The sequence below is a fragment of the Streptomyces sp. NPDC023527 genome (assembly GCF_055560115.1).
In genome coordinates, this window is the sequence record NZ_JBVHJJ010000014.1 from 152,572 (window position 1) to 178,784 (window position 26,213).

The window sequence follows — 26,213 nt, forward strand, 5'->3', positions numbered from 1 at the left end:
GCTGATTCCGGCCGCTCGTTAGACTGAGTCGACCGCATTACACATAGTTGCGAGGAGCGCACGTGGGCCTTGTCGTGCAGAAGTACGGAGGCTCCTCCGTTGCCGATGCCGAAGGCATCAAGCGGGTTGCCAAGCGAATCGTGGAAGCCAAGAAGAACGGCCACCGTGTGGTCGTCGTGGTTTCCGCGATGGGTGACACGACGGACGAGTTGATCGACCTCGCCGGGCAGGTATCGCCGATTCCTGCCGGGCGCGAGTTCGACATGCTGCTGACCGCCGGAGAGCGGATCTCCATGGCGCTGCTGGCCATGGCGATCAAAAACCTCGGTCACGAGGCGCAGTCGTTCACCGGTAGCCAGGCCGGGGTCATCACCGACTCGGTCCACAACAAAGCGCGGATCATCGATGTCACGCCGGGGCGGATCCAGCAGTCCGTCGACGCGGGCAACATCGCGATCGTCGCCGGCTTCCAGGGTGTGTCCCAGGACAAGAAGGACATCACCACGCTGGGGCGGGGCGGCAGCGACACGACCGCCGTCGCGCTGGCCGCCGCGCTGAACGCCGAGGTGTGCGAGATCTACACCGACGTCGACGGGGTCTTCACCGCCGATCCGCGGGTCGTGAAGAAGGCTCGCAAGATCGACTGGATCTCGTTCGAGGACATGCTGGAGCTGGCGAGCTCCGGGTCCAAGGTGCTGCTGCACCGCTGTGTCGAATACGCACGCCGTTACAACATCCCGATCCACGTGCGCTCGTCCTTCTCGGGGCTCCAGGGCACCTGGGTCAGCAACGAACCGCGAGGGGACCAGCCGATGGAGCAGGCGATCATTTCGGGTGTTGCCCACGACACGTCCGAGGCCAAGGTCACGGTCGTCGGGGTGCCGGACAAGCCGGGCGAGGCCGCGACGATCTTCCGTGCGATCTCGGACGCCCAGATCAACATCGACATGATCGTGCAGAACGTCTCGGCGGCCTCCACGGGCCTGACGGACATCTCCTTCACGCTTCCCAAGACCGAGGGCCGCAAGGCCATCGAGGCCCTGGAGAAGACGAAGGCGCGCGTGGGCTTCGACTCGCTCCGCTACGACGACCAGATCGCGAAGATCTCCCTGGTCGGCGCGGGGATGAAGACGAACCCGGGCGTCACGGCGACGTTCTTCGAGGCGCTGTCGGACGCCGGGGTGAACATCGAGCTGATCTCGACCTCCGAGATCCGCATCTCGGTGGTCACGCGGGCCGACGACGTGAACGAGGCCGTGCGCGCGGTGCACACCGCCTTCGGCCTGGACAGCGAGAGCGACGAGGCGGTCGTTTACGGCGGCACCGGGCGATGACCGGCGGCTTCGCGGCCCGTACCGCGTCCGCCACTGAGGTGGAGCGCGGTACGGGCCGCAAGCCGACCCTCGCCGTCGTCGGCGCCACGGGCGCCGTCGGAACGGTTCTGCTGGAGATCATTTCGCAGCACAAGGACGTCTGGGGCGAGATCCGCCTCGTCGCGTCCGCCCGCTCGGCCGGTCGGCGGCTGACCGTGCGGGGCGAGGAGGTCGAGGTCGTCGCGCTGGGCGAGGGGGCCTTCGACGGGGTCGACGTCGCGATGTTCGACGTGCCCGACGACGTCGCCGCGCGGTGGGCGCCGATCGCCGCCGCCAAGGGCGTGGTGGTCGTGGACAACTCCGCGGCCTTCCGGATGGACCCCGACGTACCGCTGGTCGTCCCCGAGGTCAACGCGCACGCGGCGCGGGTGCGGCCGCGCGGAATCATCTCCAACCCCAACTGCACCACGCTGTCGATGATCGCCGCGGTGGGCGCGCTGCACGCCGAGTTCGGGCTGAGCGAGCTGATCGTCTCCTCGTACCAGGCGGCGTCCGGGGCGGGGAAGGCCGGCGTCGACGCGCTGCGGGCGCAGCTGGCCGTGGTGGCGGGAGCCTCGGCCCCGGGTGGCGCTGCGGGTGGTTTCCCGGCTGCCTCATCGGCTGTTTCCTCGGGTGGTTCTCTTGGCACGCACCCCGGTGACGTGCGAAGAGCCGTCGGGGACGCCCTGGGGCCCTTCCCGGCGCCGCTGGCGCTGAACGTGGTGCCGTGGGTCGGCTCGCTGATGGAGGACGGCTGGTCCTCCGAGGAGCTGAAGATCCGCGACGAGTCCCGCAAGATCCTGGGACTGCCGAACCTGCGGGTGAGCGCGACCTGCGTGCGCGTACCGGTGATCACGACGCACTCGCTGACCGTGCACGCGCGGTTCGAGAACGAGGTGTCCGTGCAGCAGGCGCACGAAATCCTGGCCAATGCCCCGGGCGTCGTGCTCGTCGACAACCCCGCGGAGGGGGAGTTCCCCACGCCCGCCGACGCGGTGGGCACCGACCCGACATGGGTGGGCCGGGTGCGGCGCGCGCTGGACGATCCGAAGGCGCTGGAGCTCTTTGTGTGCGGTGACAATCTGCGCAAGGGAGCGGCCCTCAATACGGCGCAGATCGCGGAATTCGTGGCGGCGGAGCGGTCCACTCCCTAATCTGAAGGACCCGTGAAGGTCCTGTGATCAAGTCGTTGGTCCAGACCTCTTGAGCTGGGCAGACGGTCTGTTCGACTATTTCACTCGCTGCCCACTGCAACCGCCGGCCGGACGGGGAGCGTCTTTGCTGCCGTCTCTCGAGGCGGTGCCAAAACCGGGGCATTGAGGAAGAGCTGGTACGCATGAGGGCATATGACGCATCGTCACGCGGCGCAACGTCAAACGCGATGCCTGGCGCGTACAACCCTGATGGGGGGAAGCGTGTCCAACAGGCGTGGCAGAGGTCATCAGCATCGCAACCGTCCCGCGGCGTGGCAGCGGCGCAGTGCGTCCGCGTTCTCGCGCGTCGGGCGGCATGCCGGTGATCGCCCCCTGGGCGACCACCCGCTCCGCCGCGCAGCTCCCATCCCAGCGCGGGGACGCTGACGAGGCGATGGCAGCGGGCACCACAGTCGACCACCTCACCGAGACCTACCGCGCTCATTACCGGTCGCTGCTCGGGCTCGCCGCGCTGCTCCTGGACGACACCGCGTCGTGCGAGGACGTCGTGCAGGAAGCGTTCATACGGGTCCATTCGGCACGCAATCGTGTCCGGGATCCGGAGAAGACTCTGGCCTATTTGAGGCAGACTGTCGTCAATCTGTCCCGATCCGCGCTGCGCCGCCGCATTCTCGGGCTGAAGCTTCTCTCCAAGCCGATGCCCGACATGGCGAGCGCGGAAGAGGGTGCGTACGAACAGCTGGAGCGCGACCAATTGATCACTGCGATGCGCGGACTGCAGCGCCGCCAGCGTGAGGTGCTCGTCCTCCGCTATTTCGCCGACATGACCGAGGCCCAGGTCGCCGAGACCCTGGGCCTCTCGCTCGGGTCGGTCAAGGCCTACGGCTCCCGGGGCATCGCCGCGCTCCGTGTCGCCATGGAGGCTCCGGCATGAACCAGCGGCACCCGGACGGTTTCCGTCCTGATGACGAGGTGTTCGGCGGGGGGGCTTCCGGTGAGAGCGCTTCCGGTGGTGGGCCGGGCGGCGACGCGGAGCTTCCCGAGCCGCCTGAGCCGTCCGCGTTCCCTGAGCTGTCCGCGTTCCCCGAGCCGTCCGAACTGGGCGCGCAGTCCGAGCGGCCTGAGCTGCCCGATCTGCCTGAGCTGTCCGAGCGGCTTGAGCTGTCCGATCTGCCTGAGCTGTCCGAGAGCGAGGAGCAGGCGCTGAGGCGGCTGCTGCACGGCGTCGTCGACGAGCTCGAACCCTCTCCCGACGCGCTGGAGCACCTCCGGCGCGCGGTCCCCGCCCGGCGTACGCGCCGTCGGCAGGTCGCCATCGGCGTCGCGGCCGCGCTGCTCCTGGGCGGTACGGCCCTGCCCGCGCTCGTCCGGGTCGCCGCCACCCAGGACGCCGCCGACGAGCGGCACACCAACGCCGCCAGCAGCCAGCGCAGCGAGGACGAGGCCGGCGAGGAGGGTGGTGACGGCCTCGACGGCGGCGGCCGTACGGAGGAGAGATCCTCGGACAGCAAGGACGCCCCGGGCGAGGACCGCAAGGACGAGCGCCGGAAGGGCAACGAGCCCAAGCCGTCCGGCGCCCCCGCCGGCAGCCTGCCCGACCCCACCAACACCTTCGCGGCGATATCGCCGACCTGCGACCGCGACCAGCTCGGCCAGGGCGCCAACACGGTCGGCGCGCCCGACAAGGACGGCCGCGTCTACGGCGCCTTCCGGGTCGTCAACGTCTCGCACTCCGTCTGTACGGTCGCGGGGCCCGGCAGCGTCGCCGTCAGCGCGCGCGGCAGCGCCGAGTCGACGCGCGTCAACGTCGTGGACCACACGCAGGGCGACGCCGCGACCGGGCTGCCCAGCCCGACCACCGAGCCCAGCGAGGTCATCCTCCAACCGGGGCAGGCGTACGAGGTGCAGTTCGCCTGGATCCCGGCACCGGACGGCGGCCGCACCGGCTGCGCCAAGACCACCGCCCCGGCGAGCCCGTCACCGGACCCCAGCCCTTCCGGGGCCACCGCCGCCTCGTCCGAGCGCGCGCCCAGCGCCGTCGAGGCCACCCCGCCGCCCAAGCCGCCGCCGAGCGTCGTGCTCAGCCACACCCCGGACGTCGGCGAGCCCGCCATAGCGAACGCCAAGATCGACGAGGCCTGCGCCGGAACGGTTTACCGCACGGGCCCCCTGACACCGACCGCGCCGTAGGCCGGTGACACCGACCGCGCCGTAGGCCGGTGCCGGTGACGTCGAGCCGTGCCCGTACCGTGGTGGTGTGTATCGGTTCCTGCTGACCTCCCGCTGGTGGGCGATCAACCTCTTCGCCGTGCTGTCCATCCCCGTGTGCCTGTTCATGGGCAGCTGGCAGCTCGGCCGTTTCGAAACGCGCGTCGACTCCCACCGTGAGCAGCAGACGCAGGCCGACGACGCCAAGGCTGCCGCCGCCGAGCCGCTGAGCGAGCTGCTGCCGGTGAGCACCGAGACCGTCGGCCGCCGGGCCACGGCCGCCGGGCGCTACGACACCGGGCACCAGCTGCTCGTACCGCAGCGGAGCCTGGAGGACCGCCAGGGCTTCTACGTCCTGACCCTGCTGCGCACCGACGGTGGCAAGGCCGTCCCCGTCGTCCGCGGCTGGCTGCCCGGCGACGCGAACTCCAAGGACGACACCGCCAAGGTGCCCGCCCCGCCCACCGGTCACGTCACCGTCACCGGCGCCCTCCAGGCCACGGAGAGCGCGGGCTCCAAGGGCGTCCACGCCGGTGGCGGGCTGCCCCAGGGACAGCTCGGCGTCATCAGCGCCGCCTCGCTGGTCAACCTCGTGCCGTACGAGGTGTACGACGCGTGGCTGACCACTCCCAAGGCGGAGGGCGCCCTGACCCCGGTGCCCCCGGCCGCCGCCCCCAACAGCGGCCTGGACCTCAAGGCCTTCCAGAACCTCGGCTACACCGGCGAGTGGTTCGTCTTCGCGGGCTTCGTCGTCTTCATGTGGTTCCGGCTCTTCCGCCGGGAGGTCGAGGCCGCCAAGGACCTGGCGCTGGGCATCACCCCCGACCAGTCGGATCAGCGGAACCAGCCGGATCAGCCGGACGGGCCGGACGGGGCAGAGCGGCCGGGCGGGGCTGACCGGCCGGAGCAGCCGGACCAGCCGGACGGTTCGTCCGGCCCAGATGACGCTCCGCAAAAGCGATCTCCAGCCGGAGCTGCTTGACCCGCTCCTCCACCACCAGCGAGCCGTGCCCGGCGTCGAAGCGGTAGACCTCCAGCGGGTGGCCGCGCCCCTCCAGCCGGTCGACGTAGTTCTCCACCTGCTGGATCGGGCAGCGCGGGTCGTTCATGCCGGCCGAGATGTAGACAGGGGCGCGCACGGCGTCGACGTACGTCAGCGGTGACGACGCGGCGAAGCGCTCCGGCACCTCCTCCGGGGTACCGCCCAGAAGCGTGCGGTCCAGGGCCTTCAGCGCCTCCATCTCGTCGTGGTAAGCCGTGACGTAGTCCGCCACGGGCACCGCCGCCACGCCCACCGCCCAGGCGTCCGGCTGGGTGCCGAGCCCCAGCAGCGTCAGATAGCCGCCCCACGAGCCGCCCGACAGGACCAGCTGCTCCGGGTCCGCGAGGCCCGATGCCACGGCCCAGTCCCGGACCGCCGCGATGTCCTCCAGCTCGATCAGCCCCACCCGGTGCTTGAGCGCGTCCGTCCACGCCCGGCCGTAGCCGGTCGAGCCGCGGTAGTTGACCCGCACGACCGCATAACCGTGGTCGACCCAGGCCGCGGGGCCGGAGGCGAAGGCGTCGCTGTCGTGAGCGGTCGGACCGCCGTGGATGTCGAAGACCGTCGGGAACGGGCCCTCGCCCTCGGGCTTCTGCACCAGCGCGTGCACCTTGCCGCCCGGCCCGTCCACCCACACATCGGTGACCGGCACCGAGTCCGGTGCCCGGCCGACGCCCGGCAGCGCCGGCGGGTCGAGCACGACCTGGCCGCTCGTGGACCGTACGACCGGCGGCTTCGCGGCCGAGGACCACAGGAACTCCACCGTCCCGTCCGGGCGCGGCAGGGCACCGGAGACCGTGCCCTCGGGGGTGTCGACGCGGGTGAGGGTGGCGTCGGACAGCTCGTACCGCCACAGCTCGCTGCGTGCCTGATAGCTGTGCTCGATCAGCAGCGCGGTTCCGTCCGGATACCAGTCCGCGTCCAGGTCGCCGGGCAGGTCTATGGCGAGCGTCGTCTCCTCGCCCGTCGCGGCGTCCCACAGCATCGGCTCCCAGCGGCCGCGCCGCTGGTGGCCGACGAGCAGCCGGGAGTCCCCGTGGACGGGTGCGAAGCCCATGATGGCCAGGCCCAGTTCCTCGGTCCCGCCACGGGTGTCGTCCAGCTCGGCGACGGTGGTGCCGTCCGCCCGTACGATCCGGATCGCCGAGTGCATCGCGTCGCCGTGCTCGGTGTGCTCGATCGCGATCAGGGTGCTGTCGCGCGAGAGGTCACCGACGCCCGCCGACTCCTCGTGCCGATAGATCTCCACCGGCTCGGCCCCGGGGCGCGCGATGTGAATGGTGGAGCCACCCTTGTCCGTGGACCTTCCCACGACCGCCGTGCCGTCCCGGCCCAGGGCCAGGCCGCCCGGGTAGGAGGGGTCGAGGCCGGGCGTGGCCGGCTCGTCCGGCCCGCCGTGGAAGGGCTGGCGCATCCACACACCGAACTCGTCGCCGTCGGTGTCGGAGAACCACCAGATCCATTCGCCGTCCGGCGAGAGGACCCCGCCCGTCGTGCCGTTCGGCCGGTCGGTCGCCTGGCGCTGCTCGCCCGTCGTGCGGTCCCAGGCGTAGAGCTCGAAGGTGCCCGTCACATTCGAGACGAACAGCGAGCGCTCGGGGGCGTCCTCCGCCCATCTGGGCAGCCCCACCCGCGGCGCCCGGAAGCGCTTCTCCCAGTCCGGCATGGCCGCGTCCGCGGCGGCCGTCCCGTCCACCGTGTGCGGCACTGCCGCCTCGTCCGACGCGGACCCCTGTGCGGTCCCGTCGCTCAGCTTGGACCCGTTGCTCTCAGTCATGGGCCCCATTCTGCGCCGCCGGACCGACATCGCGTCGAGGAGTGCCACAGCCTGTGGATAACTCCCGGCCGCCGGTGCGCGCCAGACCGATTGCCGAGGCGCTTCGGACCGACCGCCGGTACGCCCTGGGTCCGGCCGTCGGCACGCTCTGGGCCAGCCGCCGGTGCGCCCTAAGACCGGTCGCCGGGGCTGGCGACGGCCGCGAGGCGCGCGGCCTTCTCGTCGTCGAACCCCTCCAGGAAGTCCGTCAACGTCTCCGCGAGGTGGGCCGGCGAACGCGCGTCGAACAGCACCGGCTGATAGCCCGAGACCCGGTAATGCGTCCTGATCATGTCCTGGACGTCCAGCTCACGGATCTCGCACCGGTCCAGTCGGCCGAGCTCGCCGTACGAGGAGAGCAGCGCCGCGCCGTACGCCTTGACCTCGCCGTCCTCCGCCATGACGCCGAATTCGAGCGTGAACCAGTACACGCGGCTGACCAGGTCCAACGCCTCGCGGGTGCCCAGCCGCGCCGCCGTTCGCCCGAAGAGTCGATAGAGCTCGGCGAACCGGGGCGACGACAGGTGGATGCCATGCCCGAACACATCGTGGATCGCATCCGGCTCAGGGGTGTACAGCGGTATCGCGGGATGGCGGACGAACTGCACCGCGTGGAAGTACCCGCGCTCCATCGACCCCAGGAAGCGCCGGTTCTCCACAAAGCCGCCGGCGAGCGTCAGATCGAACCCCGTCAGCCGCCGCAGCCCGGCCCCGACCTCCGCGTGCTGCGGCACGTGATCCGCGGGGATCGGCGCCTCCGCCGCGGCCTCCAGCACGGCACGGCACGCGTACTTCCGGTGCGCGCCGGCCAGCGCCGCATGGACCGTGCGCCACGTCGCGTGCTCGGCCTCGCTGTACTCCACCACCGGCGACGGGTCCCCCACCCGATGCCCCCGAGCCGGCCCCACCAGCGCGTCCCGCCTGGCCAGATACCCGCCGTCACACCGCCCCGGATGCCGCGCGGCAGGCCCGAGCCTCCCGTCTGCCGTCACCGGCGTCCGTGCCCACGCATCACTCATGCCACATGGAGTGCCCACACGAATTCGAACAGTAACGCACATATTCAGGTCGCCGGTGGCCGGGGGTTTTCCCCACCACCCACCGGGGATCCAGGGCCATGGCCCGCCGCGTCCCCCGCTGATTGGCTGGTCAGCGGTCGGCCCGTACAGGGGCCCGGTAGGGGAGACGGAAGATGCGCGCGTACGTACGGACGAGCCGTTGGGCCGGAGCGAGCCGGGCGGGGGCGGCGGTGGCACTGGTCCTGGCCGCCGTCGCGAGCGGGATCGCGACGGCTCCGTACGCCACCGCTTCGGGCGCGGGCGGGCGCGGGCGCTACGACCGGAGCGTGCTGGAGGCGGACGTGCGCGCGGTTGAGGCGGCGGGCGGTGACGTGAGCGTCCTGGCCGAGGTGGACACCGGCCGCGGCGCCCTGCGCGCCAGGTCGGCCACGGGGGAGCAGGTGCCGTGGGACGCCCGGTTCCGTGCGGCGAGCACGACCAAGACGTTCACGGCCACCGTCGCGCTGCAACTGGCCGCCGAAGGCAAGCTGTCGCTGGACGACACCGTCGAGAAATGGCTGCCCGGCGTCGTGTCCGGCAACGGCAACGACGGAACGAAGATCACCGTTCGGGATCTGCTGCGGCAGACCAGTGGACTGTTCGATTATGTGGACGACCCCGAGCTCTCCCGCGCGCTCATGGCGGACTTCGAGAAGCACCGCTTCGACGCCACCCCGGCGCGGGAATGGGTGGCGGTCGCGATGCGCCACCGCCCCCTCTTCACCCCCGACAGCCGGAAGCCCCGCTGGGCCTACTCCAACACCAACTACCTCCTCGCCGGCATGATCATCGAGAAGGCGGGCGGCCTCCCCTGGCGAGAGGCCGTCGAGCACCGCGTCATCGCCCCGCTCGGCCTGCGGAACACCTCCGTCACGGGTGCCGACCCGTACCTGACCGGCCCCCACGCCCGGGTTTTCCTGCGCGCCCCCGACGGCGGGCGGTTGGACGTGACCGACCACAGCCTCCAGCACACCGCCGACTCGGCCGTCGTGAGCACCACCGCCGATCTGAACACCTTCTTCCGTGCCCTGGTCACCGGCAAGCTGCTTCCGGAGGCCCAGCTGAGCGAGATGCGGCGCACCGTCTCCCGGGCCGGCGACGCCGACGACCTCGCCGAGTGGCCGCAGGGCGGGTACGGCCTCGGAATCCGCTGGGTACCCCTGTCCTGCGGCAGCGGCTACTGGCACCACGAGGGTGACGGCTTCGGCTCGTACACCCGCACCGGAGTCACCCCGGACGGCCGCCGCTCCGTCGCCGTATCGATCACCAACGCGGGCAGCACCCCGGACCTCGCGACGTTCAACGCGGCCACCCGCACTCTCGTCGATCACGCCCTGTGCGTGGGCGGAGGCCGCTGACGGACCGGGCGCTACTCCTGCTCCAGGGGCCCCTTGGGGGCCCCTCCCTCGTAACCCGTCACATTGGTGACGTCCAGCGCGGAGCGCAGGGCCTTGGCGAGCTTGACGGCGTCGTCCACGCCCCAGAAGTGGATGAAGAACAGGCGGGGCTCTTCCCTCAGGCCGTGGTTGTGGAGTTCGACGATCTTGATGCCGCCGCGCCACAGCGCCTTGAGCACCTTCTGGACCTCCCGGCCCACTATGACGAAGTCGCCGTTCACGGCGGCCCGGCCGCCGCCCAGGGCCTGGAAGCTGAAGGCGGAGGTCGAGCCGAGCCCCGGGGGGAGCACGTATCCGCTGTCGACGACGGTCTCGCGGCGGGTGAAGGTGCACTTGTAGACGCCGTCGTAATGGGACCCCTTGGTGCCCATCGCGGCGTCGATGCCCTCGGTGTCCAGGTCGGCCTTCGCCCGACTGCGGGGCTGGGGAGGCGGGGTGCCGGTGCGGTTCAGAGCCGCGCGAATACCGCGGGCCATGTCCACGGGGTCGTGTCCGTGGCCGTGCACATGGGTCCACCAGACGTCGGGGGAGTGGGCGAGCAGGTGCTTGTGGATCGCGCTCTGCTCGATCCCGTACCGCTGGAGCTCCCCAGTCACCAGCTGCAACTCGTCCTCGGTGACGACGAGATCGCCCATCATCATCGTGCTGTCGTCGGCATAGCGGACGAAAGCCACATGCGATCCCAGGGCGAGCCCCGAGGAGACGGTGACGCCGTAGGAGACCACGTGCAGATCACGGCGCGGGAAGTCCGTGTGGTAGATCATTCCGCGGGCCACGTTCCCTTCGCGGCCCAGCGCGGTCGCGACGCTCTTCCACTCCGCTTTGGTGGTGGCCACGGCGTCGACCGTCGTACGGCCCCCGCCCCCGACGGCCTCCGCGCGGACCGCGGCCACTCCGGCCGCCCCGCCCCACGTCAGTGCGGTACCCGCGGCCAGCAGCCGCCGTCTCGACGGGAGGTCCCGTGCCGCCTCGCCCCGCTTTTGGTCTTTTCTCATGGATGAGCGCCTCCGCAGAGCAGACGGAATCACGAGCGGGTCGCCGGGATGCGTGGTCGGTCACGACCGGTTCTCCCGGCCTCCCCAATACATCACATTGTCTGTATATATGCCCAACGACGCATGAACCGGCACACAGGTCACCTGTCTGGGCTAAACGGGATACGAGGGGACATACCTTCTAAGGGGGTGGGCATGTACGAGCCACCGGCCCGTCCAGGAGCCGGACACCTGGCGCACCACCCCGTCTGGAGTACCCACAATGGAATCCGACGTTCGGACATGCCCTTTCGACTTCGCCCAGGCCCTCGAATTCGACCCCATGCTCAAGCGCTTGCTGGCGGACGAGCCCGTCGCCCGCATCCGCATGCCCTACGGCGAGGGCGAGGCATGGCTTGTCACCCGCTACGACGACGTACGCACCGTCACCACGGACCGGCGCTTCAGCCGCAGCGCCGTCGTCGGCCGTGACTATCCGCGGATGACGCCCGAGCCGATCATCCAGGCCGAGGCCATCAATGTGATGGACCCCCCGGCCAGCAGCCGGCTGCGCAGCCTGATCGCCAAGGGCTTCGCGGCGCGCCATGTGGACCGGATGCGGGTCCGCACCCAGCGCGTCGTGGACGAGCTCCTGGACCGGATGAAGGAACACGGCACCCCCGCCGACCTGGTCGCGCACGTGGCCTCGCCGCTGCCCATGACGACGATCTGCGAGGTCCTCGACATCCCCGAGGCCGACCGCTCCCAACTGCGCTCCAACGCCTGGACGATGATGGGCATCGGCGCGAGCGGCCGGGAAGCGGCGGTCCGGGCCAAAGCCGAGCTCCGCGCCTACTTCAACACCCTGACGGCGGAGCGCCGCCGTGACCCCGGCGACGACCTGATCAGCACCCTGGCCCTCGCCCGTGACGGCGACGAGGTCCTCAACGACCAGGAACTGGCCGTCATGGCCATGGTCCTGCTCATCACCGGCCAGGACACGACCTCCTACGAGATCGGCAACATCTCCTACACCCTCCTCACCCGGCCCGACGTGGCCGCCGAGCTGCGCGACCATCCCGAGAAGCTGCCACAGGCGATCGAGGAGCTGCTGCGGTTCATCCCCTTCCGCAAGGGGGTCGGCATCCCGCGCGTCGCCCTGGAGGACGTCGAGCTGAGCGGCGTCACGATCAAAGCCGGCGACATGGTGCACGTCTCGTACCTGACCGCCAACCGCGACGAACGCAAGTTCCAGCGATCCGACGAACTCGACCTGAGCCGCAAGTCCCCACCCCACATGGCCTTCGGCTGGGGCTCCCACCACTGCCTCGGCGCCCCCCTGGCAGCCATGGAACTCCAGGTCGCCCTGGGCAGCCTGCTGGAGCGCTTCCCGGACATGACACTGGCCGTCCCGAGCGAGGAGATCCGCTGGAACACCACATCGATCTGGCGCTATCCGCTGGCGCTGCCGGTGGTGTGGTGAGGTCGATGGGGATCGGGGCGGGGAGCTTCGGCTCCATGAGCCCGGAAACCACTCAGGGGCCTGATCCACTGAGTGGATCAGGCCCCTGACCTGGTATTTCAGCTGTCGGGGTGGCGGGATTTGAACCCACGACCTCTTCGTCCCGAATCAGGTTCAGGCGTGATCGACACCGGGCGGTTTGGTGTTTGCCTGTTCAGAGCGTTGGGGTGCGGTGGTCTTGGGTGGTCTGGGAGGGCTTGGGGAGCAGGTTGGCTCCCAGATGGCTCCCAGCGGGACCTCAGCCAACGGCCGCTGAGTCCGAGTTTCGCGCCGTGTCCACGGAGGCCGACGAGGCGAGCAGTTCGACGTTCGGCGAGCCACGCGGAGCAGGTCCAGCATTCTGCAGCAGGCGACCACGCGACACACGGCGCATGGAACAATCTTGTCAGCCCCTGACCTGCCTTGGACCGGGGTCTGCGCTATGTCCGTTACCCAACGCCATTCCCGGTCGCGCTTACGGATCTACGTGTCACAGAGGGTGATGCTCCTGGGCGGCTGATTGCCGGACCGGTCAGGACAGCCGAGTCCACCTGGAGACTGGCAGACTGCGATTGTGATACGCGAACCAGCAGAACTGCAGATCGATGACGACGGCCGTGTGTCCCTGCCGCTGGGGCTCCTCGCGGAGGCGGGCCTGGATGCAGGCGGCCGGATCCTGGCGTTCAGCGACGGCGACGGGCGCATTATGCTGCAGCGAGAGGCAGACGCCTTCAAGGCACTGCTGCAGGACGGGATTTTGTGAGTGGAGATCCCGCCGCCGCTAGACCACTCCCGTCGCAGCGGTCGGGGATCGTCGGCGTGCGACCGGGTAGCGTCGGTGAGTGCGAGGCTTGCGGCTGCCCGCCCTCACCACAGGGAAGCGCCGAGAATAGAGCTGGACGGATAGGAATGGGTCCTCGCCAGGCGGGACGACCCGGAGGAAGCTGTCCCTAAGCTGTTGGAGATATGAGCGAGCTACGACTACCAGAAGCGCCGGCCGAGCCGTGGACACCGCCGGAGGGGTCGTGGGCGTCGTCGGCCGCGAGCCGACGGAGCATGCTTGGCAACCGGAATCGCGATACTGCGCCCGAGCTGCTCCTCCGCTCGCTTGTCCACGCCGCCGGACTGCGCTACCGGGTGGCTGCAAAGCCGCTCCCGAAGATGCGCCGCACGGCCGACATGGTCTTCCGCCCTGTGAAAGTCGCAGTCTTCATCGACGGCTGCTTCTGGCACGGCTGCCCGGAGCACTTCGTGATGCCCAAGACGAACCGGCCGTACTGGGAAGAAAAGATCGGCCGGAACATCCAGCGCGACCGGGACACAGACAACCGCCTCGCGGAGGCAGGCTGGCTGGTGCTCCGCTTCTGGGAACACCTCGAACCAGAGGCGTGTGCCGCGACTGTCATTGAGGCAGTGGCCGCCCGGCGGCAGGGGGTCCAAGCCTCGAAGCATCCGAGGAAGACCTCCTGACCGTCGCGTCGCTGGCGGCAGCGGTCATCTGATCTTCGCCGGGTTCAGCGGGAAGGGCTCGTGCCGCTGGTGGCCTTCTTGGCCCCTCTACGAGATGGAGTTGATCAAACATGGCGGGGCCTGGTCAGCTCCCGTCGTAGGCCACCTGCAGTCGTATGGTGCCCTTAGCCGTGTGCAGAAAGGCGTCGCCCTGTCCGGCCAGAGCTTCGGCTCCGGTCTCGTCCAGAATGATGCGGCTGTCGGTCGCCGTCTTGACCCGCAGGGCGAGTTGGGCAGGGAAGTTGGAGCGGATGGTCGTCGAGATAACATCCGCACTCGGGCGCTGCGTGGCTGCGATGACGTGGATGCCTGCAGCGCGGGCCTTCTGCGTCAGGCGCTTGAGCAGCGCTTCGATTTGCTTCTTCTCTTCGGGATCGCTGGTGAGATCTGCGTACTCGTCCAGGACGATGACGATCCAGGGCTTTCGATCTGCTTTGTCGACCTTGGCGTTGTACTCGACGAGCTTGCGTGTGCGGATCGCCTTCATGTCCTTGTAGCGCACGGCCATCTCTTCGACGGTTTCCTCAAGAATCTCGATGGCGTCGGCGGCGTCCATACCGATCATGCCGTCAAGGTGAGGGTCGTCCTCGAAGTCGACAAGCTCGGTGCCCTTGGGATCGACGAGGCGGAGTCGCAGGGTGCTCTTGTCGTACCGGACCAAGCCCTTGAGGATCGTGTCCAGGGCGACGGACTTTCCTGATCCGGTAGTGCCGGCCACCAGCAAGTGCGGTGAGTCCGCGGAGGACAGGTCAATGGTGACGGGGTTGCCTTCGATGTCGGAGCCCAGCGGGGCGATAAGGCTCTCGGGATCGGCCGGGCACCGCTGCCACAGCGCCTTGGCGTCGACCCCGTACTTCTCGTCGTCGATCTTGGGGATCTCGAAGAGCACGGAGCCGCGATCGCTGCGGGTGCGAATGCTGAACCCGGAGGGCAATGCCAGGGCTAGGAAGATCTCGTCGCGTCGGTTGGTCAGCTTATCCACGGTGACCCCAGGATTGGGGATGAACCGGAAGATGTAGAAGCCGGGTCCTTCCTGCCACTTGCCGACTTCCGGGGCGGTGACCGCGACCTTGTGGCGGGCGAAGACGTCAACGACCTTGTTGTATCGGAGCCTCAGCTCCTCCTCGGAGAGCCCACCGCGGTGAACCTTCAAAGGGACAGGATCTACCTCTGCGGCGGGGCGACGCGCAACTACCGGTCCCGGCAGAGACGTTGGCGCGGCCATCCGGACAACCTCGACAGGTGCCGTCGGTTTTTCCGGGGTAGGCAGTTCGGCGGGAATGCCCATTGAGGAGGTCTTGACGACATCGTCGGGGACCTGAACGGTCCCACTGAGGTGCCCAGAGACAACAAGGGGGTCGGCATTGGTGGGGTCCTGATTGGCGCGCAGAGCGCCGATGAGGTTCAGCAATTCCTGCTTGTTCAGCCTCACCAGGGTGTGCTTGCCGAGGCTTCCGACCGCGGGTGCCGGCTGGTCGTCCTCGGCTGAGATGGCCACGGCAACGCCGGTGACTTGACCGAGCTGGACATCCTCGGAGCGTAGGGCGTCAAGGACCTTCGCCTCGACCTGACGGTGGTCGTCATTACCGATCAGGGTGCGAGCTGGAAGCTCTGCGGCCTGCAGGGCGTTTCCACGGGTCTGAGCAATCGCGGCGGCAAGCTCGTCCAGCCAGAAGGGACGGTCGTGGCGAGCCTCGCCGTCCGAACGGAAGGCATCCTCACACAGGTCGGTGGTGCGGTTGAGCTGTTCCTCAGCCGAGCCGACGTCGAAGGTCTGGCGGAACTTGGACTCAGCGACCAGGACATCCAGGCGAACCGTGCCGTCGTCCTGGACGGTCAGCACGAACCGGCCCAGGTCAGCACGGGTTTTGTGTCCGCGGCCGAACCAGCGGTGGTGCTCGTCGAAGCTGATCCAGTTGACCAGGCTCGTGCCCTGCCGAGAGACGGGAAACTGCTGGTCGATGACAAACCGCGTGGCGACCAGGCCGACGACTTCGTTGACCGTGGTGCCGATACCGAGGGAGCGCAGCACGGCGCCAGGGGCCACGTTGCGGCCGACCTCGTAGATTCGCTTAGCGGTGCCTTCGGAGTCCTGCGGGGTGACGACGCCGATCTGCTCCAGGCGGCGCCGCAGTCGCTGGACGACGAACTGCCGACCGGTCTGCGAGCTGACAATGAGGGTGTACGACTCGTTCTTGCCGACACTGGGCTTAACGAGGATGACGTCAGGGCGGCTGCGCAGGACATCGATCTGCTCACGGCCGATGAAGCTGTCAAGAGTGACGACCCAGTGAGCCACACGGTGCAGAGTGGCGAACAAGTCCTGGTGCTGGTCGAACTGCACCTGCATCTCGAAGTAATCGATGCCGTCGACACTCTCCCGGGAGACCGGGGAACGGCGGTCGTAGCGCACGCACAAGGTTGACCAGGACTCGAGAGTCTCGTCGGCGGTCTCAGGCAACAGTGCTCTCACGACGTTCTCGCTGGTCTGAGCCAGGTTATGTGAGGCTGGGTGCTTCCAGGGGTTGAAGGAGCCCGACAATGACTCCTTCTTGGTGCTCTCCTTGATACTGGTCTGGGTGCCGAACAGCGCCGGAGCCAAGGCGAGGTCGATGGAGTCTTCTAGCCCTGACAAGTCTGCTTCCTGGTCGGGCTCCCATGCCTGCAGGATGAGTTGGACGTCGGGCAGGAAGCTGTCCTCGGACATCTCCGCACCGGAGAACTGCAGGTCGAAACCCTGGATGATCTCGTGATGGGTGGCCTGGGGAGCCAGCACAACCAGATCAACTTTCAGACGAGGGTTCTTGGCCCGCATCTGCTTGGCCACGCGCATCGGCAGAACAGGGTCGCCGTTGCGGTCCAGAAGCAGTACGCGTAGGCCGTCAAGTTTGTGGGGGTAGGTCGTCAAGTAGTCGGTGATGACGCGGACCATCTCGTCGATCGCGGTCTCGTCGACGCTGGAGAGCCAGTCCTTGGATTCGTTTCCGCCGTAACGGACCGGCGCGTACTCCTCGTGCCCGGCCGATTCCCGCATCGGAATGGCGATCGTGCCGCCGGGCCCGACGAGGACCGCCGGTGTCCCATGTGGGGAGATGCGGTCGATGGCGTCGAAGAAGAGGTCCTCGTTTTCCTGGTTGAGGCTCAGACCTCCCTCCTTGTTCAGGGCGGTCTCGATGCTGCTGGCGGCCTCCGCATAGTTCCTAGCCAGCCAGCGCAGCTTCAGCGGGTGGGTGGCCAGCATCATCATGCGGTGATCGGCCAGACCGACGACATCGGTCAGGACGACGGCCTCAAGGTCTGTGTTCGGAGCGTTGTCGGGAACCAGAGTGGTGCGAGCTTCGCGGAGTACGCCTTCCCACTCGCGTACATAATCCTTGATCTTCCCGGCGTCAAGCCCGTCGTAGAACCGCTCGAAGTGCTCCAGCTTGAGGCGCTCCAGCTGAGTGGCGAAATGCGATGCGGGAACAGGCACAGGCTCGTCGACCTGCCACTGCCGGGGGTCATTGAACTTCTCGAGGAAGGTGTCAAAGGTCAGATTGCTGGCATGGCCAGGGGGATTCCGCCAGCCGTGGATGAGGGCCGCCAGTGCGATCTGCCCCGGGATGCCCAGGGGGTCCCAGCGAAAGCGTCGCTGGGCGGCGCCCTCCATCTCGACCAGGATGCGCAGCGGGGCCCACTCGGTGTTCGGGTCAAACGGCTCGTCCTCCTCCGGTAGGGGCGGCATGGTCAGGTCCAACAGGCAGTCCTTGACCTCCAGGGTCAGGCGAAGACCGGTGGAGTCCTGGACATCACGCAAGGTGCGTGCATACAGGAAAGCGAACAGCCAGCGGCTCCACCGCCCGGCTTCCTGGTTGCCTTCAAGCCCGACGACGACGGAGCCTTCCTCTTCGTCGGAGAAGTAGGTCAGCTCGCGCAGCAGGGCACGCAGTGGGTCCTGGACGAACTGAGAGTCCGGGAAGGCAAGCTTCTCGACTTTGCGGCGCGACCGCTTCGACAGCAGGTCGGCCAACGGCTCGACCCCACCAACGGGAGCCTCGTCAAGGAATCGCTGTGCGGCTTCCTGGTCTCCGCGGTCGAGCGCATCTTCGATCACCATGGCGTCGAACTCGTCGACCCGATCTGCGTCGGTCCTCTCGATCTCCTGCCGGACCTGCTGGCCTAGACCGATCTTCTTGGACTTCTGCTCGAAGACCTCGAGCCAGAGGGTAAGGTCCTGCTCGCGGCGTAGCTGACGAGAATCCTGCGGGGTAGAGCCACTGCGATTGAGGTTGAGTACGAGGCTGCGCATACGCGTTTTGGCAGTCTCGGAGTCCGTACCGATGTGGTCCAGGGACTCCTCGCTGAACTCGGTCGTGGTGATGCGGTCTATCAGGTCGTCATCGGTGATCTCCTTGCCTGTGGGTTGCTTGAAGGCACTGACCGAGACGTTCTTCTTGATCCGGGCCGGCAGCGCGGCGGGCTTGATGAAGAGTCCTCGGTCCGGGAAGAGGTCAAGAGCGGGCAGGGCTGCAGAGATCTCGGGGTAGACCACGTCAGGGGTGTGGACTTGAGTTGCTGCAACCTTCTGCGCGGTCTCGACCAGGAAGGCCGCCCAGCGGTGCAAGGACCGGGGCTCCTCATCAGTGATGGCACGCCAGATCTCCGGCAGAATGGTGTCCATCAGGGCCGGAACGGTGCCGATGCCACCCGCCTCGCGCCATGCTTCTGCCATGAACCTGTCGAACCCGCGCTCGCCGGAGGCGTCGTGGTAGTCGCCCAGGATCGTGGCATCGTCGAGGGCGTTCATGGCCGCCAGCCCCTGTGCGTCCGGAGACTGCCCCCACTCGAAGAGCAAGACCGCCTTACCCTGTCCCGAATTCCGCCACTTGGTCAGCTGATCCTGCGGTTCCAGCAGGAATTCAACAGGTACGCCTTCGATTGGCTCTGAGGTGCCGACCTTGACGACAACCTGACGATCCGGCGACTCCAACAGCCTCTGGGCCGTGCGACGGAGAGCCTCGGCCACGGTCGGCCGGTCGAACCCGCTGACTCGCAGGACGGCACGGGCTCCGTTGATTTCAGTGACCTTGCGGAGTGCTTCGTCGGCGACGAACCGACCGAGCGCTCGGATGCTGCTGTCGGTCACCGGGGCTCCCCTCGAACCATGCTGGTTGCATCTGAATACTGAGTGAGCAGACCGATAGCGGCCAGCTTCTCCCGGAACGCCTTGCCGTTGTGGTCAAGGACCGATGGGTCGACCTCATAGGCCAATGGGCTCGCAGCCGCGACCTTGTTCTCCACCACGAGCCCGTACCTTTCGTACAGCAGTGCGCAGAATTGGTCGAACTCCATCTCCGTGCCCTGCGGGACGGTGGCAGATACCAGACCCTCAAGCATCGGGGGCTTCATGGTGAAGTGTCGGCGCCCGACCGTCGCGTTCAGGGCTCCCACAGCGGCGAGGGTCTCGCTGAAGAACGCTCGGGGCGAGTGGACCGCGTTGCCGGCCTCCTTGGTGAATCTTTCGTAGCGGCGCTTCCTGACCTCGTCGCCTTCGACTTCGATTTCGTCGATCATTTCCCGAGCCTGGACGTTGATCGCGTTGACGATGTCATTGCGGAAGCCGGTGAGGTTCTTCTGCGACTCCCTGCGCAGCGGGGTTGCCTCGTTGCCGAAGTCCAACAGGATCGACTCGCGATTGGTAGCACCGAGCTTCGTGCGTGCGAGGTGCAGCTGGTGGCGTGCCAAGCAGTAGGGGACCCAGTGCATGAGGCTCTCGGTGCGCTTGGCCCGGGGGACCGTCGCGATCCGAGTGACGATGTTGCGGGTCCCTTCCCTCAGCAGGTCAGGCCACGGGCTGAGGTCCTCGTGCAGCTTGACTTCTGCGTCTGAGCCCTCCACGGGCGCTTCGTCGTAGTCGAAGTCGTGCGCGCTGAGGGCCTTGGCAAGGTTGCCCAGCGGGGTGCCGCTGTCCTGCACGAGGTCGCGCAGGCCCTGTCGGGTCGCTTCCTTGCGGTCAGGATCAGGGTCGGTGCGCAGAACTTTGTAGGCCCAGCTCCCACCATCGCGGAAGAGGTAGCGCTCGATACTCGGAGCGTTGATGCCAGCAGCGACCTTGCTGGCCTGCTTGCGCTTCTTGGCGCTCTTCTTGGGGGAGGCGTCGATTTGCTTGATTCGTCGTTCGACTGCGTCGTAGTGGATGAGCTCACCGACGAACGGATAGATGTGCGCGCCGAACCAACTGGGCTGGCTACGACGTCCTGGGATCTCAACCAACAGGGACGAAAACAGGGCGTGGAGCGTTTCCATCGTCTCGGGAGAGTCCAGCTCGACGGCCCTGCCGAGTTCCTCGTCGCCCTCAACGATGCGGGCCTTAGTCGCGATCCGCCTGGCCAGGTCGTGCGAGGTCCTCTTGTAAGACGTGTCGGCTCTGTTGTCCAGGAGCCCTGGGAACTTCTCCGGGTCTTCCTGATGCGCCAGGTAGACGCCGCGGGCGATCGCGAGCATCTCAAGCGGGACGTAGAAACCACGGCCCTGCTGTTCGAGATTCACCCCGAAGAGGCGAAGGACGACCTCGGCCTTGGAACGATCAGCCATCACGCACGCACCGACCTGATCTTGTCACCGACGTCGATCATGAGCTTCCTCATGACGTTGCCCACCAGTACCTGGATCTCGTCCTCCTTGTTCGACGAGTCAGCCAGCTCTGCCAGGGATCCACTCAGGCCGCGGATCTCTGCCTCGTGCTGGACCTCGCTACGCAGGCCCGCGGCCCACCGCGTCAGCAACTCGAAGCGCAGAAGGTCCGCCTCCACCGAGACTGCGCCCTGGTCAGGTGCGACGGCCGGGATACGAATGTAGATGGCTCGGTTGAGCCACTCGACGGCGTTCTGCATCTCGGGGGCTGCGCCCGCGCCGGCTTCCCTTTGCCACTGGGTGACCTGGTCGACGACCTCGACGCCCTTGCTGGGCACTCGCCGGGAGATCACGGCCGCGCGGGCACGGTGGGTGAAGAAGGCGGGGTCAAGTATGAAGAAGTCAGGGTTGCTCCCCGCCCGGTGGATTCCCTGGACGGCCTCCAGGCCCTTGAGAAAGTGGTCTCGCACCCTGGTGTCTGCGGGGTCCCGGTTCTTGTCCTGGACACGGACGAAGTCGTCGCCGGCCTGCAGGCCCATGCGGGCGAACCGGTCCGTGTCGTCGCCGCTGTTGAAGAAGTCAGCTCGTCGCAGGAACGTGTACAAGCCCCGCAACTGTTCGGCCTGCTTCTGGACGTCCCGATTCGTACGGACCTTCTGCAGGTAGCTACTGGCGTCCGCGGGAGGGAAGTCGCCAGCCGTGTCTGGGTCCAGTCGGTCGTCGACCTGGCGACGGGAGACCTTGCCCGGGTCCAGCTTTCGTAGGGCGAAAAAGGCAGGAACCAGATGGCGCTGTTGCTGGGTCAGCCGGTCACCGAAGAGCGCCTGGTGGTACAAGTGGGGAGCCTGCCACAACCTGTTCGAGTGCGACCGCTGGTACTTGGCATGGACGTTCTCGCAGGACAGGCCGCCGGTGAGCATGTAGCTGGTCACCGAAAGCGCCTGACGGGTAGTGACTACGGACCCAGTGCGCTCGGCCGCGGCGAACACGTCCCGGATCGCGTCCCGGCGCTGAGGTCCGTGGGTGGGATCGCTTAGCTCGTTGCGGTTGGCCAGGATTGGGCAGACCTTCCGTGCATCACAGGTCTCGCAGGGCTTCCAGCGCCCCCATTGGGTTGTCGTCCACTGCTTCAGGACCCAAGGGAGGAGCCCACCGTTGGGGCTGTCGGCGGCTACAGACTGGTAGTTGAGGTTGATAACAGTGACTGTGCCATCGGGGTCGCTGACCTGCCCCCGGACTATGCCTACCGTGAGGGTCTTCACCAGAATCTTGGCGCGCCCGGTGCCGCCTTTGCCCAGGTCGTCGTCTTCGGCGACGCACTTGCGTAGTTGGCCCTCGTTTGCGCAGATGATCGCGATGCCCTCGTCCGGAGGGTCAAGAAGCTCCACGAGCTTGTGAGCGCCCGCCTGCGGGCTGAGCTCGCTGAGATCGCTGAGGATGTACAGCGGGCGTCCGCTACGGGTCCGGCCTATAGAGCGGCGGGCGTCTCCGGCCCCGGACAGCTCAAGGAAAACTGCCTTCCGGACATCTGGTGTGATCGGCTCGGCGTCGACCCGCAGCTCGGCCAGAAGACTGGCGCACAGACTCGTCTTGCCATGCCCGGCATCCCCGGTGAGGACGATGGTCTTCGTGGTTGGCCGTTCAATGGCGTCCAACAGGTATTTCAGCGTCACGACGGGGAACAGCGACTGCGTCCAGTCTGCCTGCAGCTCGTAGATCATCTCAGAGGTGTCGGCGTCGAACGGCTGGAAACGACGTATCCGTTGGACGTGCTTGTTGACCTCTAGCGGCATGCTGCTGTCCTTCGTCGACCGGGCCGGGAGCGCTGCAAGATTTTAGCCGCCAGCGCTTCTGACGGTAGATCAAATGGCCCGTCTCGGCGCCTAGATCCGTCTGGCTCGCCAGCGCGCCACTGTGTCGCGGACCCTGGGGGTCCGTCATGGCCTCGCTTGGTGCTGCGGTGCTCGATGTTGACTGCGATTGCGTTGAGGAAGCGCGGGACGTCGGCCTTGTCGACGCCGTGGTAGCGGCAGCGCCGCAGCTGATGGCGGTTGATGAGCCGGCTTAGGTGCCCGTGATGCTGGAAGGTGAGGCGTAGAACCATCGTGATCGGCACCTCAGGCGGCACTTAGGTGCCGGTGTACCGCGTGGGCTCACCCTTGATCGAGTACGATGACCGCTCGTTCCGCCGGTTCTACAAGCAAGCGCAGAGGGGGGCAAACGTGGGTGAGCGGCACCCCTTGCGGGCCAAGCGGCGGCCGAAGTTTGAGCAGGGTTTCGGCTCCCTGAGAGTCGTGGACCTCTTCGCCGGCTGCGGTGGCCTCACCCTCGGTATTGCCCAGGGAGCCCGCAAGCATGACGTCTCGCTCGATGTTCGTCTCGCGGTTGACTTTGAGGCAGCTCCCACGAAGGTGTTCAAAGCTAACTTTCCCAAGGCCAACGTCCAACAGGGAGCCGTCGAGTCCTACTTCGACGGTGACCTTGGCGCCCCGTTGACCGCTCAGGAGGCCGAGACTCTCTCGATGGTGGGTGAGGTGGAGCTCCTGATCGGCGGGCCGCCGTGTCAGGGGCACAGCAACCTCAACAACCACACCCGCCGCGATGATCCCAAGAACCGGCTGTACCTGCGTATGGCTCGCGCCGCAGAGGTTCTGCGTCCCAGTGTAGTCGTCATTGAGAACGTGCTGGCCGTTGTCAATGACAAGCAGCAGGTGGTCTCCCGCGCCATCGTTCACCTCAAGAAGCTTGGATACGATGTTGCCACCAGTCGTATCGACCTACTCAAGCTCGGGGTCGCTCAGACACGCAAGCGCCACATATTGCTGGCCGTCCGCGAAGACGCGCTGCCTTTTGGCTTTTCTGCTGCTGACCTGCTAAAGATCGAAAACTACAATGCCGCACCCCATGACCTGCATTGGGCGATCGGCGACCTGCTCGACGTTCGGCCTAAGTCATTCTTCGATGAAGCTGCCGTACCCAACCCGGACAACGAGCGGCGTATGAAGTATCTCTTCGAGAACGACGAGCATAATCTGCCGAACGAAGAGCGCCCCGAATGTCACCAGGGCAAACATAATTACACCTCAATGTATGGCCGTTTGTGGTGGGACCGCCCGTCTCAGACCATTACCAGCGGTTTTGCGACGATGGGTCGCGGACGGTTTGTCCATCCCGGTGTCCCTCGATGTCTGACCGCCCACGAGGCCGCGCGTATCCAGGGCTTTCCGGACTATTTCAAGTTCGTCGATGAGAGGGCCAAGCCTCGCTACGAGCTGACTCGCACCGAGGTTCAGGTCATCATCGGCAACGCCGTACCTCCGCCTCTGACCGAGGCGCTGACCTCCAAGCTCTTCGACGCTGACGTTCTGCAGGCGAAGAACGACGCTACCCAGCTGCTTGAGGACGACTATGCTGCCTCTGCTGTCGACCTCGCCTGCTGAGCTGGCAACGGGCTGATTTCCATCCAGGGGAGTGTCTTTCTTCTCAGCCCCAATGCTCACTGTTAGATCCGCTGGCGATTCCGGTGGCCAGTGCGCGCATCGCCGTCGTTGAGAAGAGCAACGGCCCACGGCTATGTCCTTGGAGTCGCGCGCTGCAGCGATTTCGCCCAATTCCGCGACTTCCACGCAGTCATTTGCACCGCCGTTGTATGTGCTCTTCCGCCACCGCGCGTGCGCGAGATCGACGTCGTACTGGGCTGTCGTGACGTCGTGCGGGGCGGCCATGCTGGGCGTGCTCACTCTTCGAGCTCCTTGCTGATGCGTGTGATGCGGGTGCAGGTCTCCGACGGGTCAAGGGCGCTGTCTCTCAACTGATCGAAGATTTCTGCGTAGTTGCCCAGGTCCTCCGGGGACTTGAGATACACGGAGTTCCTGGGTTCTCCGGCCACACAAGGTCCGGCGTGGGGTGCGGGAAGGTCAGGATGACAAACGGGCCGTACAGCCCGGGATGCGCGCCGAGCGAGAACGGCAGCAGCGGCACGGTGACGTTGGGCCGCTCGCTCGTCTCCACCAGCTTCCGCATCTGGTCGCGCATCACGTCAAGGGAGCCGACCGTCCTGCGCAGCACGGCTTCGTCGAGGATCGCCCAGAGCCTGGCGGGGGCCTCACCGCCCAGGCGGCTGTTCTGCCGCTCCGTGCGGACCTTGACCAGGGACTCGACCTGCGGCGGGGACAGGTCCTTCCTCATCTGGGAGATCACGGCGCGCGCGTAGTCATCGGTCTGGAGCAGCCCCGGCACGAGCATCGGCTGGTAGCTGGCGAGGTGCGTCGCGCCGGCCTCCAGCGCGAGGTACCCGTCGTAGCGCGTCGGGGTGAGCACCGTTGAGTACTTCCGCCACCAGGGCTTCTGCCGCTCCTTGTCCGCCCGTACGAGGTCGAGCACGTCGGCCCGCCGATGCTCGTCGTCGACGCTGTACAGGTCCAGCAGTGCCCGGACGAGGACCGGCGTCGTACCGCGTTCGCCGTTCTCGATCCGGCTCAGTGACCCCCGGTTGACATCCAGTTGGTCGGCGACCTCGGTGAGGGTGAGCCCGGTCGCGTCACGTAGCTCCTTCAGCCGTGCCGCGAGCTGTCGCCGGTACACCGCCTGCGGGACCAGGCTTCTCTTCAAGGCCATGCCGGAAGTCTCTCCGTATTGGCGACACCTCTACGGCCCATACGGGTCAACTTCACCAGAGATGGTGCCTAGTTGGACCTGGCCGCCTCGGCCATGCAGAACTACAAGCGCCACATCAAGGAGTACCTGCTCCCCGACTTCGAGGACAAGGCGCTCGTCGGCATCCTGCGCACGGACGTCGACCTGTGGGAGAGGAAGGAGAAGGTCGTCTACGCGGCCTCCAGCGTCAAGACCTGGCGTTCAGCGCTCCACTTGATCTGCGAGGACGCGATCGACGAGGGGTTGATCACGTCCAACCCGGCCGCGCGACGGCGTGGGCGCGGCAAGCGGGACGGCCGTTCCCGTGACCGCGGCCCTGAGAAGGTCATCACCGACCCGCTTGGCATCCTGCTGACCGCTGAACGGGCGGCCCTGCTCTCCGGCCGCGACGACGAGTTCGTGGCCGTCGTCTTCAAGGGGTACACCGGAATGCGCTGGGGAAATCGTTGGCCTGGAGACGGAGTTCGCCCACCCAGGCTCCGTCCGCGTCGAGTGGCAGCTGTACGAGCTCGACTCCGGCGAGCTGGTTCGCTGCCCGCCCAAGGACGACAGCTACCGCAAGATCGATGCGATGGACTGGTTGTCGGCCCTCGTAGCCAACCACGTCGCCCGAGTCGCCAACCAGACGGCCCGAGTCGCGTCATGGAACGTCGAGCCCGGACGCTTGCAGTTCGTCAACGGTCTGCTGAGCGTCCCGGGCACGCACATGCTCCGCCCCCACGGCATCGTGTTGGGCCAGCTCCATGAACTGTGCAGGGCCCACCAGCACGGCGTCGCGGACCTGTACGAGAACATGGCGCGCGCGTACGCCTACGGAACGGCCGCGGCCCTGCTGTCCGTCCTCAGGGGCGAGCAGCCGCAGTTCGTCGAACTCTGCCGTGATGAGGCCGGCCGATACGCCGTCTCGTCCGATCTGCTGCCCGACATGCGCGAA

The 26,213-nt window shown here is 67.2% G+C and carries 16 protein-coding genes and 3 pseudogenes; 11 read left to right on the top strand and 8 right to left on the bottom strand.

Annotated features, from left to right (window positions below; all coding sequences use genetic code 11):
• The first annotated feature begins 62 nt into the window (after positions 1–62).
• The 5 genes and pseudogenes from ACZ303_RS26220 to ACZ303_RS26240 all read left to right on the top strand — a co-directional run.
• Positions 63–1,334: an aspartate kinase gene (locus ACZ303_RS26220; RefSeq protein WP_467342899.1), complete on the top strand. Its 1,272-nt coding sequence runs from the start codon at positions 63–65 to the stop codon at positions 1,332–1,334.
• Entirely contained in the window at positions 1,331–2,506 is a 1,176-nt protein-coding gene (locus ACZ303_RS26225) for an aspartate-semialdehyde dehydrogenase (RefSeq protein ID WP_467342901.1), read from the top strand. The genes ACZ303_RS26220 and ACZ303_RS26225 overlap by 4 nt, the downstream gene beginning before the upstream one ends.
• 274 nt (positions 2,507–2,780) lie before the next feature.
• A complete protein-coding gene (locus ACZ303_RS26230; protein WP_467342902.1) occupies positions 2,781–3,440 on the top strand; it encodes a SigE family RNA polymerase sigma factor in 660 nt (219 codons plus the stop codon).
• A complete protein-coding gene (locus ACZ303_RS26235) occupies positions 3,437–4,696 on the top strand; it encodes a hypothetical protein (protein WP_467342903.1) in 1,260 nt (419 codons plus the stop codon). Before ACZ303_RS26230 ends, ACZ303_RS26235 begins: the two co-directional genes overlap by 4 nt.
• Positions 4,697–4,841: 145 nt before the next feature.
• Positions 4,842–5,396, top strand: a pseudogene (locus ACZ303_RS26240) (SURF1 family protein); the annotation flags it as partial.
• Positions 5,397–5,529: 133 nt separating this feature from the next.
• Here ACZ303_RS26240 and ACZ303_RS26245 read toward each other — a convergent pair.
• Positions 5,530–7,422, bottom strand: a complete 1,893-nt coding sequence (locus ACZ303_RS26245) for a S9 family peptidase (RefSeq protein ID WP_467343004.1) — start codon at positions 7,420–7,422, stop codon at positions 5,530–5,532.
• A gap of 281 nt (positions 7,423–7,703) precedes the next feature.
• Positions 7,704–8,633 carry a phenylalanine 4-monooxygenase gene (locus tag ACZ303_RS26250; RefSeq protein WP_467342905.1) on the bottom strand — a complete coding sequence of 310 codons (930 nt, stop codon included), beginning with the start codon at positions 8,631–8,633 and terminating at the stop codon, positions 7,704–7,706.
• 131 nt (positions 8,634–8,764) lie between these two features.
• On the opposite strand from ACZ303_RS26250, the gene ACZ303_RS26255 reads away from it, so the two are divergent.
• Positions 8,765–9,988: a serine hydrolase domain-containing protein gene (locus ACZ303_RS26255; protein WP_467342907.1), complete on the top strand. Its 1,224-nt coding sequence runs from the start codon at positions 8,765–8,767 to the stop codon at positions 9,986–9,988.
• Between the two features lie 11 nt (positions 9,989–9,999).
• On the opposite strand, the gene ACZ303_RS26260 is transcribed toward ACZ303_RS26255, so the two are convergent.
• Positions 10,000–11,022, bottom strand: coding sequence for a DUF1259 domain-containing protein (locus ACZ303_RS26260; protein WP_467342908.1), 1,023 nt, complete (start codon positions 11,020–11,022; stop codon positions 10,000–10,002).
• A 262-nt stretch (positions 11,023–11,284) separates the two neighbouring features.
• On the opposite strand from ACZ303_RS26260, the gene ACZ303_RS26265 reads away from it, so the two are divergent.
• From ACZ303_RS26265 to ACZ303_RS26275, 3 genes are all read left to right on the top strand, one after another.
• A complete protein-coding gene (locus ACZ303_RS26265) occupies positions 11,285–12,484 on the top strand; it encodes a cytochrome P450 (protein ID WP_467342910.1) in 1,200 nt (399 codons plus the stop codon).
• 592 nt (positions 12,485–13,076) lie between these two features.
• A complete protein-coding gene (locus ACZ303_RS26270) occupies positions 13,077–13,265 on the top strand; it encodes a hypothetical protein (protein WP_467342911.1) in 189 nt (62 codons plus the stop codon).
• Positions 13,266–13,468: 203 nt separating this feature from the next.
• A complete protein-coding gene (locus ACZ303_RS26275) occupies positions 13,469–13,972 on the top strand; it encodes a very short patch repair endonuclease (protein ID WP_467342913.1) in 504 nt (167 codons plus the stop codon).
• 124 nt (positions 13,973–14,096) lie between these two features.
• Here the strand turns inward: ACZ303_RS26275 and ACZ303_RS26280 are convergent, their stop codons facing one another.
• The 3 genes from ACZ303_RS26280 to ACZ303_RS26290 are packed head-to-tail and all read right to left on the bottom strand — an operon-like array spanning position 14,097 to position 22,416.
• Positions 14,097–19,136 carry an FtsK/SpoIIIE domain-containing protein gene (locus tag ACZ303_RS26280; RefSeq protein ID WP_467342915.1) on the bottom strand — a complete coding sequence of 1,680 codons (5,040 nt, stop codon included), beginning with the start codon at positions 19,134–19,136 and terminating at the stop codon, positions 14,097–14,099.
• The gene (locus ACZ303_RS26285) at positions 19,133–20,584 is read right to left on the bottom strand and encodes a hypothetical protein (protein ID WP_467342916.1); all 1,452 of its coding nucleotides are present in this window, start codon (positions 20,582–20,584) and stop codon (positions 19,133–19,135) included. Before ACZ303_RS26285 ends, ACZ303_RS26280 begins: the two co-directional genes overlap by 4 nt.
• Positions 20,584–22,416 (bottom strand): hypothetical protein, encoded by a 1,833-nt coding sequence (locus ACZ303_RS26290; RefSeq protein WP_467342917.1) that lies wholly within the window; start codon positions 22,414–22,416, stop codon positions 20,584–20,586. The genes ACZ303_RS26285 and ACZ303_RS26290 overlap by 1 nt, the downstream gene beginning before the upstream one ends.
• A gap of 366 nt (positions 22,417–22,782) precedes the next feature.
• Between ACZ303_RS26290 and ACZ303_RS26295 the strand changes: the two genes are divergently transcribed.
• The gene (locus tag ACZ303_RS26295; RefSeq protein ID WP_467342919.1) at positions 22,783–24,063 is read left to right on the top strand and encodes a DNA cytosine methyltransferase; all 1,281 of its coding nucleotides are present in this window, start codon (positions 22,783–22,785) and stop codon (positions 24,061–24,063) included.
• A 147-nt stretch (positions 24,064–24,210) separates the two neighbouring features.
• On the opposite strand, the pseudogene ACZ303_RS26300 reads toward ACZ303_RS26295, so the two are convergent.
• Both ACZ303_RS26300 and ACZ303_RS26305 read right to left on the bottom strand, forming a co-directional pair.
• Positions 24,211–24,348, bottom strand: a pseudogene (locus ACZ303_RS26300) (DUF397 domain-containing protein); the annotation flags it as partial.
• A gap of 82 nt (positions 24,349–24,430) precedes the next feature.
• Positions 24,431–25,240 (bottom strand): helix-turn-helix domain-containing protein, encoded by an 810-nt coding sequence (locus ACZ303_RS26305; protein WP_467342920.1) that lies wholly within the window; start codon positions 25,238–25,240, stop codon positions 24,431–24,433.
• A gap of 75 nt (positions 25,241–25,315) precedes the next feature.
• Here ACZ303_RS26305 and ACZ303_RS26310 point away from each other — a divergent pair.
• Positions 25,316–25,892: pseudogene (locus ACZ303_RS26310) on the top strand (LacI family transcriptional regulator); the annotation flags it as partial.
• Between the last annotated feature and the right edge of the window lie 321 nt (positions 25,893–26,213).

Coding starts and splice junctions, on each gene's coding strand:
- ACZ303_RS26245 (WP_467343004.1), bottom strand. CDS start 7,422: ATGCCGGACTGGGAGAAGCGCTTCCGGGCGCCGCGGGTGGGGCTGCCC.
- ACZ303_RS26290 (WP_467342917.1), bottom strand. CDS start 22,416: ATGCCGCTAGAGGTCAACAAGCACGTCCAACGGATACGTCGTTTCCAG.
- ACZ303_RS26285 (WP_467342916.1), bottom strand. CDS start 20,584: ATGGCTGATCGTTCCAAGGCCGAGGTCGTCCTTCGCCTCTTCGGGGTG.
- ACZ303_RS26305 (WP_467342920.1), bottom strand. CDS start 25,240: ATGGCCTTGAAGAGAAGCCTGGTCCCGCAGGCGGTGTACCGGCGACAG.
- ACZ303_RS26250 (WP_467342905.1), bottom strand. CDS start 8,633: ATGTGCGTTACTGTTCGAATTCGTGTGGGCACTCCATGTGGCATGAGT.
- ACZ303_RS26260 (WP_467342908.1), bottom strand. CDS start 11,022: ATGAGAAAAGACCAAAAGCGGGGCGAGGCGGCACGGGACCTCCCGTCG.
- ACZ303_RS26225 (WP_467342901.1), top strand. CDS start 1,331: ATGACCGGCGGCTTCGCGGCCCGTACCGCGTCCGCCACTGAGGTGGAG.
- ACZ303_RS26275 (WP_467342913.1), top strand. CDS start 13,469: ATGAGCGAGCTACGACTACCAGAAGCGCCGGCCGAGCCGTGGACACCG.
- ACZ303_RS26255 (WP_467342907.1), top strand. CDS start 8,765: ATGCGCGCGTACGTACGGACGAGCCGTTGGGCCGGAGCGAGCCGGGCG.
- ACZ303_RS26265 (WP_467342910.1), top strand. CDS start 11,285: ATGGAATCCGACGTTCGGACATGCCCTTTCGACTTCGCCCAGGCCCTC.
- ACZ303_RS26235 (WP_467342903.1), top strand. CDS start 3,437: ATGAACCAGCGGCACCCGGACGGTTTCCGTCCTGATGACGAGGTGTTC.